Source organism: Thalassospira sp. MCCC 1A01148, assembly GCF_001613795.1.
In the GTDB taxonomy this organism is placed as follows: domain Bacteria; phylum Pseudomonadota; class Alphaproteobacteria; order Rhodospirillales; family Thalassospiraceae; genus Thalassospira.
Genome location: NZ_LPVZ01000020.1, coordinates 898,858 through 911,949, shown reverse-complemented (window position 1 = coordinate 911,949; position 13,092 = coordinate 898,858). Strand labels below are relative to the sequence as shown.

The following is a 13,092-nucleotide window of genomic DNA, read 5'->3' as shown; positions in this document are numbered from 1 at the left end:
GTGTTCCTGCTTGTGATCAAAACCAAACAACGTCCGTTAGAGAAAGCGGGGTGGAAAATGGGAGTTTCGCGTGTTCGCTGTTGCGAGAGACCAACTTTTGGATGGGGCGTACTATATATCGGTATGGTTTATTGCGAAGCAATTACTTTAGCGCATCGTGTCAGAGGTGGAAATACCGTCATCTTGCATAATGCTTCGGTTGGATCGAATCGTGCGAAAACATCACAGGCCGGGCAATTTATCGGACTTTTCAGCCGAAGGGAAATTCGAGGATCTTTGCAGAATCGTCGTAGCAGATTCCAACAATTCGGCAAAAATGCCGAATCTTGTGTGAATTGCAGCGCGGCTATCTTGATTTCCCCATCGCGCGCTTAAAAATCGGCATCACAATACCGGTTTGTCGACCCGCTGCGGCGAACTAAACAAATTAAAACAACCGTCATAACGGAAAACACAAAAGGCCATCAGGAAATGTCAGCACAAGAAACCGTACCGGAAATCGGTGAAATCATCGAAGCAAGCAGCACGGCCGATATCAATGCCAAGGATCTTGAGATGCTTGGCCTGCTTGAAAAGAAAGTGCGCTGGCTTTCAAGCTGGACGATCCATCATGCCAACCATCTGCGGCCCAAGCGTGATGGCATCAAGGTTGGCGGCCATCAGGCCAGTTGTGCGTCAATGACGACCCTGATGACAGCCCTTTATTTCAATGTTCTGCGTCCGCAGGACCGGGTTGCCGTCAAGCCACATGCAAGCCCGGTATTTCACGCGATCAATTACCTGTTTGGCCGTCAGACCAGGGAAAAGCTTGAAAGCTTCCGGTCCTTTGGTGGCGCGCAATCCTATCCGTCGCGCACCAAGGATGGCGATCAGGTTGATTTCTCGACCGGCTCCGTCGGCCTTGGAGCAGCGGTGACGAACTTTGCCGCCCTGACACAGGATTACCTGCGCTACAAGGACATGCTGCCCAAGGATGAAACGCCCGGCCGCATGGTCGCCCTTGTTGGCGATGCCGAACTTGATGAAGGCAACATCTATGAGGCGCTGCTTGATACCTGGAAGCATGACATTCGTAATGTCTGGTGGGTGATCGACTATAACCGCCAAAGCCTTGATGGCATGATTGATGCCCATCTGTTTCGTGTCATCGGCCGGTTCTTCCGCGCGGTTGGCTGGAACGTGATTACCATCAAATATGGCCGCAAGCTGCATGACGCCTTTGCCAAGCCGGGCGGGAAATCGCTTAAGAAGTGGCTGAATGATGTGCCCAACGACATCTATTCGGCCCTGACCTTCCAGGGTGGGGCGGCATGGCGCAAACAGATTACATCGGACATGGAAGGCGACAATGCGCTGGCAAGCCTGCTGGGCGACTATGACGATGATCAGCTTCATGACCTGATGACCAATCTGGGCGGGCATTGCATGGAAGCGGTTCTGAGCGCCTTTGAGTCTGTACCCAATGACAAGCCGACCGTGTTTATTGCCTATACCGTCAAGGGCTATGGCACACCGCTTCAGGGGCACAAGGACAACCATGCGGGGCTGATGAATGTGCCGCAAATGGATGCCTTCAAGCTGCAAAACAAGGTCGCCGACGGGCAGGAATGGGATATCGCGGCTGGCCTTGATATCAGTGCCGATGCCCTTCGCGACTATATCGCCAGCGCACCGTTTAATGATGATGCCCCGCGCAACAAGTCGGCCAAACACATCACCATCCCTGAAATGCCCTATGCACGTGCGGAAACATCCAGCACGCAGGAAGTCTTTGGCAAGATTTTGAACGAACTGGCCAAAATGAAGGACAGCGACCTGTCGGACCGGATCGTTACCACGTCCCCCGATGTGACGGTCTCGACCAACCTTGGCGGGTTTGTGAACCAGCGTGGTCTGTTTGGCCGCGAAGAACTGGCCGATCAGTTCAAGGAACGCAAGGTCCCCTCGGCCCAGAAATGGATCAGGTCGCCGAGCGGCCAACATGTTGAGCTTGGCATTGCCGAAAACAACCTGTTCCTGAACCTGGCTGCATTCGGCCTGTCGCACAGTCTGTTTGGGGAGCGCCTGTTCCCGATTGGCACCCTTTATGATCCGTTCATTGCGCGCGGTCTCGATGCGCTGAACTATGCCTGCTATCAGGATGCGCGTTTTATGGTCGTGGCAACACCAAGCGGCATAACGCTGGCACCGGAAGGCGGAGCGCATCAGTCGATCAGCACGCCAATGATCGGCATGGGCCAGCCCGGGCTGACGAGTTTCGAACCCAGTTTTGGCGATGAACTGGCCGCGATCATGGGCTGGTCATTCGAGCATATGCAGGACCCGGACGGTGGCTCGATCTACCTGCGTTTGTCGACCAAACCGCTGTCGCAGCCGGAACGTGACCTGTCAGATGCCCAAAAATCCGAAATTATTTCGGGTGGCTACTGGCTGCGCCAGCCGGGTGCGGATTGCAAAATGGCGATTGCCTATTGCGGTGCCATGGCACCCGAAGCAATTGCCGCATGGGAAAAGCTGTCTGAAGATCGTCCGGGGCTTGGCCTGCTTGCCGTGACGTCGACAGACCGCCTGTATAACGAATGGCAGGATCTTGAACGTGCCCGCCTTGAAGGCAGGGCGGATGGCAAAATGGCCCATGTCGAAAATCTGCTTAAACCTCTGGCCGATGATGCCCGCCTTGTGACGGTGATTGATGGTCACCCCGCCGCCCTTGCATGGCTTGGCGGTGTGCGTGGTCATGCGGTTGCGCCGCTTGGCGTGAATGCCTTTGGCCAGTGCGGGGACAGCATCGCGCTTTATGATCATTACCAGATCGGAACCGAGGCCATCCTGCGCGCCGCAAAGCGTTGGGATTAATCGTTAATTCCCAAAACATCAGACTTGAAATCAAGGAGGGCAAACTGCCCTCCTTATTTGTATGAGTTTTTGCAAGGCGGGGCAGGATCGGATAGAGCTTTCAGTCAATAAAACACAAAACTGTTTGCCTTGAAGGAACGTCCGACCGATGCAAGAAACCGCCACGCTGACAATCAAAGACGCCGAAAATCTGAGCCTTGCTGTGCTTGAAAATAACGGCTTTGGCAAAGAGCATGCTGGCGCAATCATGCGCAGTGTCGTGGCCGCCCAGATCGATGAATGTCATTCGCACGGGCTTTACCGCCTGATGGGATGTGTGCAGACCGCGCGGAATGGCGGGCTTGATACCCATGCGATGCCAGAAATTATTGATCAGGCGCCGGCCATTACGCGGGTTAATGCGCACAAGGGATGCTCGCTGCTTTCCTTTGAAAAGGCATTGCCGATGTTTGTCGAAAAAACCCGCCATTGCGGTATTTCGGTTCTGGCGATCAATAACTGCTTCCATTTTTCGGCCCTGTGGCCAGAGGTCGAGCAGATTTCTGCCCACGGTCTGGTCGGGATGGCGATGACACCGACCCATGCCTTCGTCGCGCCAGCAGGCGGAACCAGGCCGCTCCTGGGCACCAACCCGATTGCCTTTTCATGGCCACGTCCGGGCAAAACGCCCTACACGTTTGATTTTGCCACCAGCATGATCGCGCGCGGCGAAATCGAACTGCACCGTCGCGCGGGCAAGCCGATTCCCGAAGGCTGGGCGATTGATGAAAACGGTGATCCCACCACCGATCCGACCAAGGCGCTCGAAGGGGCGATGCTGACCTTTGGCGGGCACAAGGGATCAGCACTTTCGACCATGATCGGTTTGATGGCGGGGCCGTTGATCGGTGATGTGCTGGGACATGAAACCCATGCCGCATCCGAAGATGCGCCGGGTAAGCCGCATCATGGGGAAATCATCATTGCCTTTAGTCCGGAAACATTCCTTGGTGCTGATGCGCAAAAGCATCTTGATCACGCCGAAGACTTGTTTGAGGAGATCGTCAAACAGGGCGCGCGCCTGCCATCGCAACGCCGGTTTGAGGCCCGCGAACGCAGTCAGACAAAAGGCGTGACGATTCCCAAGGCCCTGCATGACGAGCTGTTGGCCTTGACGGAGCAGCAATAATACAGGGCGTTATGCCCTGATCGGATTTTATGACCCAGTCTTTTTTCAATGGGTAAGCCGTGATGGGCTTGCAATGTCCCCAATTGTCGTACAACTCACGCAGCATGCATCCAAAAGCGTGATTTGATGCAATGTAAGCTGGAAGGGCGTTCGTCATGGAATATCTGATGTTGCTCGGCGGTTTGGCCGGGCTTTTCTTTGGGGGTGAATCCCTGGTGCGCGGTAGTGTTGGTATCGCCCGCAAGCTTTCCATGTCATCGCTTCTTATTGGTTTGACGGTGGTTGGTTTCGGGACATCGACGCCGGAGCTTCTTGTGTCATTGGATGCTGCTTTGCGTGGTGTACCCGATATCGCACTTGGCAATGTGATCGGGTCCAATATTGCGAACATCTTGCTGATTGTTGGTGTCTCGGCGGTGGTTTGGCCCATTGCGGTATCTGGCGGCACGCTTGGTCGCGATACCGCTGTGATGCTTGGTGCTGCTGTCGTGCTGGTGCCGTTCTTTGCGCTTGGTGACCTTGGCCGTGTCGCCGGCGGGTTTATGTTTGCGGCATTGATTGGTTATCTGGTGTTTGCCTATCGCCAGTCGCGTTCGGAACCTGCGTCATCGACGGATCTGCCCGAAGCGGTTTCAAATGTCTGGCTGTCAATTGTCTGGGTTGTCGCGGGGCTGGCCATGCTGATGGTTGGCGCCCATTACCTCGTGGACGGGGCGGTGACAATCGCGCGCACATTTGGTGTGTCCGAAGCCTTTATCGGGCTTACGATTGTTGCGGTTGGTACGTCCTTGCCGGAACTTGCGACATCGCTGATCGCTGCATTGAAGAAGCAATCCGAAATCGCGATTGGCAATATTATTGGTTCGAACATTTTCAACATCCTGGGGATTCTTGGCCTGACGGCGGTTGTATCCCCGATTCCGGTCGCGGACCGGTTCCTGATGTTTGATCTGCCGGTGATGATTGCGGTTTCGATTGGCCTGACGCTGATGCTTCGCCGTCCGCAGATTGGCCGGATACCCGGCATCATCATGCTGGTACTGTATGCGGGTTACGTTTGGGCGGCACAGTAGAGAGACTTCTATCCGTCGCAGGCGACTGCTAGCTGTTTGGGCCGGGCAAAGATTATAAGATGGCGGTTACTTGCTGCGGCGAGGGAAAAGCTGTCTGAAGATCATCCGGGGCTTGGTCTGCTGGCTGTGACTTCGACCGATCGCCTCTATAACAAATAGCAGGATCTTGAGCGCGCCCGCCTTGAAGGCAAGGTAGATGGTAAAACGGCCCATGTCGAAAAACTGCTTAAACCGCTGGCATCTGTTGCCCGCGTTGTCACGGTGATTGATGGTCATCCGGCAGAGCTTGCGTGGCTTGGCGTTAACGCCTTTGGCCAGTGCGGCGATAGCATCGTCCTGATCGCTAGCAGATCGGCACCGACGCCATCCTGCCTGCTGCGAAGCGCTGGGATTGACCTGTTGGTTGCTATCTAAAGTGATCGGTACTCTAAGCTATGAACAGGGCGAGGGTAACTTGTCCTCTCCTTTTGTTTTACTGTGTTTGCTGACTGGATCTGGCATTCAAAGATAGTGGCTGATGCAGGCTTGATTTAAGCCTGCATACATGCGGCGTTGAGTTGAGCTAGAGATTGATAGGATTTAGACGGGTAGGCGGCGCGTTGCCTCAATTATCTTCCTTCTTAAACATAATATTGAAATAGCTCTCCCAAACTGTTCTTTGCATGTCTGTGAGGGTTTCGTGTGTCGCTAAGTCAGAACGTATACGTTTCCGTTCTTCATAAATATTGAGAATTAAGGCTTGTGACATTTCAACGAATTTGTCCTTCAACCGTTTGCTCATATCTGACTTGGGGCCGGAAAGCAGGGCGCCTTGTTGCCAAAAAGTTGGAAAGTCGCCGGTTCGTAGTTCCATATCCCCTAGTGTAGTTCTTTCGACTGAGAGAGTTGATACGAGCATGCTGATGTACACCGCACAAGAATAGTTGCTTGTTTCATATCCGACACCATGAAGGGTAACATATGCGAACGTGCCATTTTGCTCTTCGGAGAAGGCCAAGTTGCTCCGCTGGAGCTCTAACTTTATTGCGTTCTTGGTAGCTTCTACCGATTTCCAGCATCCGCCAGAAATCTCATCGATGACCTCGAGTTTTATTGGTCGGTTCTCACCAATTTGGAACCACGCCAAATTAGCTAACATACCGGTAATATCCGTGTCTTCTGATGCCGATACACTGAATGATGACAGACTGGCTGTCATCCACACGAGTATTGGGAGCGCTACTCTAAAGAACATAACAGCCTCACAGTAGTATTTTGCATATGTAATAATGCCTCTGTGATTTTGGCTTGTTCAACTACAAATTTCTTTCAGAAAAACGCCTGCTTTATGCCATCGATGATGAACTGAACCGCAAGGGCGGCCAGGATCATGCCAAGCAGGCGTGATACCACTGTGGCAACCGTCGGGCTGAGGCGTTTGGCAACAACGTTTGCCAGCAGGAAGAAGACAAAGGCGATCACCATCACCACGGCGACAACGCCGATGACGCTGGCCTGCATGGCGATGTTGTCTTCGAACTTGCCCATCAGGAGCATCACGGACGCAATCGCACCGGGGCCTGACAGGAACGGGATCGACATCGGGAAGATGGAGATATCATCGGCCTCGTCATCGGGGATCGTGACATCACCGTTTGATGTGGCCGCGCTGGCTTTGGTTTTTGTCTTTGGTTTTTCTGTCTCGTGGTCTTCTTCTAGTTCCTGATGGACCTGTTCAGCGCGCTCATTGCGTTTCTGGCTGCGCTTTTCAAACAGCATTTCAAGCGCGATCAAAAACAGCAACGTGCCCCCGGCAATGCGGAAGGCGGGCATGTGAATGCCAAACACACCAAGCAATCCTTCGCCGATCAGGGCAAATGCCGCAAGAATGAAGAAGCTGGTCAAGCACGCACGGATCGCCATGCGCCGGCGGTGCGCAGCACTGGTGCCTTGGGTCAGGACGATGAAGACCGGTACCAGACCCAACGGGTCGATAATCACAAACAACGTGACAAAGACCGGGATCAGATCATTGAGCATATTTAGGGTCCGGACCTATTAATTTGGTTTGAATGGTCGCGCAGCTTTGTGCGGATACGCGGAGCGAAACCGCCGGAAGATATTTATCTTTCAAGGTTTTGCGACAAAGTAGACCGTGCAAAGCTGCGCGATCCTAAGGACAGAGTTTATATTTGCGAACTCCCGTGTCAAACCCCTTGCGCGGGATGCCGACCCGCTCGGCGGGATTTTCCTTGGATTTCACAAATATAAGCTCTGCCATTCAAATCAAATTAATAGGTCCGGACCCTGAGCTTGGCATCGGTTCTTCCTGCTTTCGGCGACTGCGAGATGGATGCGTATATTGCGTCTATCTTGGCAGGTAAATGGCTAAATGGGCAGTTCTTTTGCCGTTTTAGGCAAGGCTGCCCTTATCGGCGCCTGCCGCGATTGCGCCCGTAACGCCCGGCATTTTCAGGCCAGTCGACATAATCAACCGGTTTCTTGCGCACCCATTTCACAAACTTGATGATATCGGGATGGGCAAGCAGCTTGTCAGGGCTGCTAAAGTCGCGTGCAAGGGTGGCTTCATCAAACAGGCGGTGGATCATGCGATGGCAAACGCGATGGAGCCATTCGGTTTCAGTGCCGCCCTGTGATTTCGGATGCCAGTGATGGCGATCGACACTGGGACCTGCGACCATCACACGTCCGCAAATCGCGCACTTTCCAAGTTCAGGACTATCTGAATTTCCCGGTATTGCCATGGTCGATTATTGTGGCGGCATCCGCCGGTTTTCAAAGAATTTTTGCCATGTGCCGGGCTTGAGCGCACGCAAAGCCTTGATCCGTGCACCAACCGATGGATGGGTATCAAGCAAGCTGGGCGGCTGGGTGCTGCGGTAGGGCACAAGACCCAGACGTTTGCGATTGATCTGATCAATATGCAAAAGCGCATCAATCATGTCTTCCGGGCCATTGAGCAAATCACTTGCTCCGTGATCGGCGGCGAATTCGCGGTCGCGGATGACAGCACGCTGAAACAGGAAGCTGATGGTCGGCACCGCACCAAACAGGACAATCATCCAGGCGGGTGGATTGAAATCACCAAAGATAAAGATCGCCAGACCAAACAGTGCAATCGTCCATGTTGCGCGATACAGCACATCGGTAATCAGCAAGATACGGGTATCGCCATGCCATGCATGGGCGACTTCGTGGGCAAGAATGGCGCGCATTTGACGTGGCGACAGGCCATGAACCGCATCGCTTGAAATGGCGATGGTGGTGTTGTCATTGGTGCCGGTTGTGATGGCATTCACCCCCTTGCCCGGCAACAGGAACAGTTTTGGTTTGTGGCCAAGTTCTGCGCGTTCGGAAAGCAGGCGGCTCATTTCATGGATCGCGTGATAGTCTTCACCGGAAAGCGGACTGGCGCGCAGCATTTTCATCAGCACCTCAGGCGAGATCATCGGCGAAAGTGCCAGCATCAGGGCAACCGCAATGCCAGCGGAAATCATCATTGATACCCCGCCCAGCATCCATGCGCAGGCGGCAAGCACACCGATCATGCAGGCCATCAGGCCCCCCGCATGCGAAGCTCCGCCCGGTTGAATGGCGAGAAATCGTTGAATGAAGCCCGGAATCTGCGGGGTGTTTTCAGCCATAAAGTGTTTGCCTGTCGGGGTTTGGTGTGTGGGTCTTGTTCAAAGATAGGGATGATGAACAGACATTCGCAAACGCAACCTTCGTTGCGATGTGAAAAGTCTATATCAAACAACCTGTTAACGACATTGATTCAGAACAGATTGCATCGCACAGGAAGCGGTCAGGATTCGATGCCCGGTTTTGGGTCAGGTTCTGGGCCTGATTTATGACAGAATTGCACGATCTGATTGCGCGGTAAGGCAATGAAATAAAGGGTTTTGCGGCGAAATCTTAACACATCCTTATATATTCGACTAGAATAGTGGGAGTATGCCATTGGCTAGGTTGCCCGTTGTAGCTTCGTTGCGCGGGTGGTTTGTCATGCGTGATTGGCAATTGGTCAACGGCACCAAATATAAGGGTTCTGCCCGATTTTTCGGGCAGTTGTAGCGGAAGGAAAGAATGGGCCTGTTGGATAGAATCCGGCCAACCCGCAAGACGGATGCGGGACGCGAGGGGGATCGTACCCCGCTGGAACGCTTGTTCTGGCGGTCGATTGCGCTTGTCGGCGGATTCTCGATGGTGATCAACCTGCTTAACATGGTGATCCCGATCTATTCCATGCAGGTATTTGACCGTGTTCTTTCCAGCCGGTCGGTGGATACGCTCGCCCTTCTCACGCTTGGTATCGGTCTTGTTCTGGTCTTCATTGCATCGATGGAGCAACTTCGGTCACGGGTTTTGATCCGGGTTGGGACCGCGCTTGATCTGCGACTGGGTGGGGAGCTGTTTGCCCATGTCGTCCAGCAATCCGCACGCGGCAGTCAGATGCGTCAGCGACCTTTGCGCGATTTGTATGGCTTGCGCGGTTTTCTGACGGGCAGTGGTCCGTTTGCCCTGATCGATTTCATGTGGGCCCCGGTCTATATCGGGGTGGTGTTCATTTTCGATACCCGCCTTGGCATGGTGGCATGCGGCGGGGCGTTGCTTTTGATCGTCATTGCGATTGCCAACGAGGCAGCCGCGAAAATCTCTGTCGACCGGTCCGAAGAAAGCCAGAACCGCGGCATTGCGCAGGAAGAAACCTATGTCCGCAATGCCGAGGCGATGGAAGCCATGGGCATGACCCAGTCTGCCCGCCAACGCTGGCAGGCGGATCAGTCGGATTCGCTTTATTGGGAAGGACAGGCCAGCCGTCGGGTTGGGACATCGACCACGTTATCGCATTTTGTCCGGCTTGCCATGCAGGTCTGTTTTATCGGTGTCGGGGCCTATCTGGTTCTGTCTGAAAGCATCACGATTGGTATCATGGTGGCATCCATGATCCTTGGCATGCGCGGACTTGCCCCGTTTGACGGTGCGGTGACGGCATGGCGCAGCTGGAACGCTGCGCGCAGTTCGTTTGAGCGCCTTAACAAGATCCTGCTTGAAAAACGCCAGACGGTCCCGGCACCCATGCCGCGCGGTCGTGGCATGGCGGTGAGTGTCGACCGGCTTGTCTTTGCGCCGCCCAATAGCCGCAATGTGCTGTTCAAGGGCTTCTCGTTTAAGGCCGGGCCGGGGCAGATTATTGCAATTGCCGGGTTTAACGGGGTCGGCAAGACCGCCCTTTTGAAGCTGCTCATGGGCATCTGGTTGCCCGGTTCCGGGTCGGTGAAACTTGATGATGTCGAAGCGTCACGGGTGGATCGTGCCGAAATGGGCGCGCAGATCGGGTATCTGGCGCAAAACCCCTTCCTGTTCCCGGGCACGATTGCCGAAAATATTGCACGTCTTGGCAATGCGGAAATGCGCGACATCATTCAGGCCGCTGAACTGGCTGGTGCACATCAGTTCATCCTTGATCTGCCAGATGGTTATGACACGCGGGTAGATCGTGGTGGGCGCAATTTGTCGGGTGGGCAGCGCCAATTGATTGCCTTGGCGGCCGCGCTGTTTTCGCGCCCGCGCTTGTTGCTGCTTGATGAACCGACAACTGCCCTTGATGACAGCGGTGTTGCTCATATCAGCGAATTGATCGAAGTGCTGCGGCGCAATGGCATCACGACGTTTATCGTCAGTCACGAGCGAGGCATTCTTGCACGCGCAGATGCCATCCTTGCCCTTGCCGATGGACAGATTCAGGTGGTTCCGGTCAAGGGCGGCAGTAAACCGGCAGTGACAAAACCTGCGCCCGAGAATGACGAAATCGCCCGTGGTTTGCCACCGGCAGCGCGTTCGACCGAGGCCGCACCGGATAGCCCGCCATCTGATGGCCAAATGCGCATCACGCCCAAACGGATCGAGGTTCCCAATCCCGATGCACCGCGTCCGATCGTTGAAAAAAACAGCGCACCAAACAGTCATCCGGCCACGGCCATGAGCGCGCCAGAGGCAGATACTTCGCCTGAGCCAGAAATTGAAGAGCTGCCCGAGATTGCCGATTTCGGTTCGACTGGCGAAACCGGTTCGGGTCGGGCCCAGGCCGCCAAGCAGGCAGCGGGGATCGCAAAAGCAGAAATGAAGCCGCAACCGACCCCGGGTGGCACGATGATGACAATGCGCCCGGTCAGCAAAAAGGCGGATGCGACCAAGGGTTCTGCGCGCAAGGATCCAGCAGCACGGCCGTCACGTGAAGCGCGTCCGGCAAGTGCCGCGGATCTTGCATCCAAACGCCCGGCAACAAAGCCAAAAGCACAGCCTGAACGCAGCGCGCAACCCGCCCGCAAACCCGCAGCACAACGCAAAATGAGCGAGGCCGAAGCAATTGCCAAGGCCCGCGAGGAGGCCGCCATGCGCATGCGCAAGGTGCGTGAGGATGCCGAACGTGCTGCGGCCGCGCGTGCGCCGCGCCGCAGGCCATCTGAAGCAACCGAACGTCCGGCAGAACGTGAACCGGCCCGCGCGCAAACGGCCCGTCGTGGACGCCCGCAATTGCGTGTGGTTGAAGGATCGGCCGAGCGCCGACAAGGTGGTGCCTGATGTCTGGTGGTGTGCAACTTCCAAACGCGCGCGAGCTTAGCACCGATGTCAAACCGTTGGTGCGGATCGGCTTTCTAATCCTGTTTTTGGGATTTGGTTCGGTCTTGCTATGGGCAGGAACGGCCGAGGTTAATTCGGCCGCAACGGCCAGTGGAGTTGTCGCGCCATTTTCCGGACGCCAAAGTGTCCAGCACCTCGAAGGCGGCATCATTCGTGAAATTCTGGTGCGCAACGGCACACGGGTTAAGGCCGGTGAGGTTCTGGTGCGCCTTGATGATACCCGGTCGCGCGCCAGCTATGATCTGCTCAACAACCGCTATCTCAATGCGCTGGCGACCCAGACGCGCCTGGTTGCTGAACGCGCGCAGGATGATTATCTGACCTTCCCGCCGCCGCTTGAAGACCCGCGCTATTTCTCGATCACCGATGCGCAGCGGACCTTGTTTGAAAGCCGTCGGAACGCATTTCAGGGTGAGCTTGAGTTGTATGACGAGCGCATCAAGGAATTGCGCCGCGAGATTGTCGGCACGCGTGAACAAAAGATCGCCGCCGAACAGCAGGTCGGGATCGTCAAGGAAGAGCTTGCCATGGTCAAGCCGATGGTGGAGCTCGGCTATGCCAGGCGCACCCGGTTGCTGCAGCTTGAAAGCCGTTTGGTCGAAACCCTTGGCAATATCGGGCGGTTTTCTGCTGATATTGCGCGGATCGAACAACAGATCCAGCAGGTCAAGGCCAGCCAGTCGCAGTTGATGCGTGATCATTTGCAGTCGATCAACACTGAACTGCGGGATGTCCAAAGCGAGATTTCCGATCTGAATGAACGCCTGCGTTCGGCCGAGGATATTCTGGTGCGATCCGACATCAAGGCACCGCGCAATGGTACGGTGACCAATATGCAATTTACCACGGTCGGTGGTGTCATTCCGCCCGGTGCCCAGGTGCTTGAAATCGTGCCAGCCGATGATCGTCTTGTGATCGAAGCCCGCGTGTCCCCAAACGACATCGACGTCGTTTCGGCCGGGCTTCCGGTTAACATCCGCGTGACGTCGTTCAGCCAGCGCTGGTTTGCACCGGTCAAGGGAACGGTCACTGACGTTTCGCCTGACCGTCTGACCGACGCCGAGGGCCGGTCCTATTTCCAGGCGATGGTTGAGATTGATGCGGAAAGTCTGGCAGAGCACGAAGGCATGATTCTCTCGCCCGGTATGCCCGCGCAGCTGGAAATCGTAACCGGGGCCAGAACGATTCTGGCGTACCTGTTTTCACCGATCACCACCAGCTTTGATCGCGCATTCCGCGAACAGTGATTATCTAAAGAACGTATAGGTCATATCAGGCTGCTCTATACAACCTGACAGATTCTGACAGGTCGGGCTTTCCCCTTCCAAAACGCCGGAAAACATGAGAAAA

10 protein-coding genes are annotated in these 13,092 nt (G+C 55.1%); 5 read left to right on the top strand and 5 right to left on the bottom strand.

The window, feature by feature from the left end:
* The first annotated feature begins 471 nt into the window (after nucleotides 1–471).
* From AUQ43_RS13585 to AUQ43_RS13575, 3 genes are all read left to right on the top strand, one after another.
* Nucleotides 472–2,856 (top strand): transketolase, encoded by a 2,385-nt coding sequence (locus AUQ43_RS13585; protein WP_062956768.1) that lies wholly within the window; start codon nucleotides 472–474, stop codon nucleotides 2,854–2,856.
* A 148-nt stretch (nucleotides 2,857–3,004) separates the two neighbouring features.
* Complete coding sequence (locus tag AUQ43_RS13580) at nucleotides 3,005–4,024, top strand: Ldh family oxidoreductase (RefSeq protein WP_062956767.1); 1,020 nt, start codon at nucleotides 3,005–3,007, stop codon at nucleotides 4,022–4,024.
* Nucleotides 4,025–4,179: 155 nt separating this feature from the next.
* Nucleotides 4,180–5,097, top strand: a complete 918-nt coding sequence (locus AUQ43_RS13575; RefSeq protein WP_062956766.1) for a calcium/sodium antiporter — start codon at nucleotides 4,180–4,182, stop codon at nucleotides 5,095–5,097.
* Between the two features lie 66 nt (nucleotides 5,098–5,163).
* Here AUQ43_RS13575 and AUQ43_RS13570 read toward each other — a convergent pair whose 3' ends face one another.
* From AUQ43_RS13570 to AUQ43_RS13550, 5 genes are all read right to left on the bottom strand, one after another.
* A complete protein-coding gene (locus tag AUQ43_RS13570; protein WP_062956765.1) occupies nucleotides 5,164–5,373 on the bottom strand; it encodes a hypothetical protein in 210 nt (69 codons plus the stop codon).
* A gap of 328 nt (nucleotides 5,374–5,701) precedes the next feature.
* Nucleotides 5,702–6,235, bottom strand: coding sequence for a hypothetical protein (locus AUQ43_RS13565; RefSeq protein ID WP_114129771.1), 534 nt, complete (start codon nucleotides 6,233–6,235; stop codon nucleotides 5,702–5,704).
* Between the two features lie 170 nt (nucleotides 6,236–6,405).
* Nucleotides 6,406–7,116 carry a MarC family protein gene (locus AUQ43_RS13560; protein ID WP_062956763.1) on the bottom strand — a complete coding sequence of 237 codons (711 nt, stop codon included), beginning with the start codon at nucleotides 7,114–7,116 and terminating at the stop codon, nucleotides 6,406–6,408.
* A gap of 389 nt (nucleotides 7,117–7,505) precedes the next feature.
* Complete coding sequence (locus AUQ43_RS13555) at nucleotides 7,506–7,778, bottom strand: hypothetical protein (protein ID WP_062956762.1); 273 nt, start codon at nucleotides 7,776–7,778, stop codon at nucleotides 7,506–7,508.
* 69 nt (nucleotides 7,779–7,847) lie between these two features.
* Nucleotides 7,848–8,741, bottom strand: a complete 894-nt coding sequence (locus tag AUQ43_RS13550; protein ID WP_062956761.1) for a M48 family metalloprotease — start codon at nucleotides 8,739–8,741, stop codon at nucleotides 7,848–7,850.
* 442 nt (nucleotides 8,742–9,183) lie between these two features.
* Between AUQ43_RS13550 and AUQ43_RS13545 the strand changes: the two genes are divergently transcribed.
* A complete protein-coding gene (locus AUQ43_RS13545) occupies nucleotides 9,184–11,682 on the top strand; it encodes a type I secretion system permease/ATPase (RefSeq protein ID WP_062956760.1) in 2,499 nt (832 codons plus the stop codon).
* Complete coding sequence (locus AUQ43_RS13540) at nucleotides 11,682–12,989, top strand: HlyD family type I secretion periplasmic adaptor subunit (protein ID WP_062956759.1); 1,308 nt, start codon at nucleotides 11,682–11,684, stop codon at nucleotides 12,987–12,989. The genes AUQ43_RS13545 and AUQ43_RS13540 overlap by 1 nt, the downstream gene beginning before the upstream one ends.
* Nucleotides 12,990–13,092: the final 103 nt, after the last annotated feature.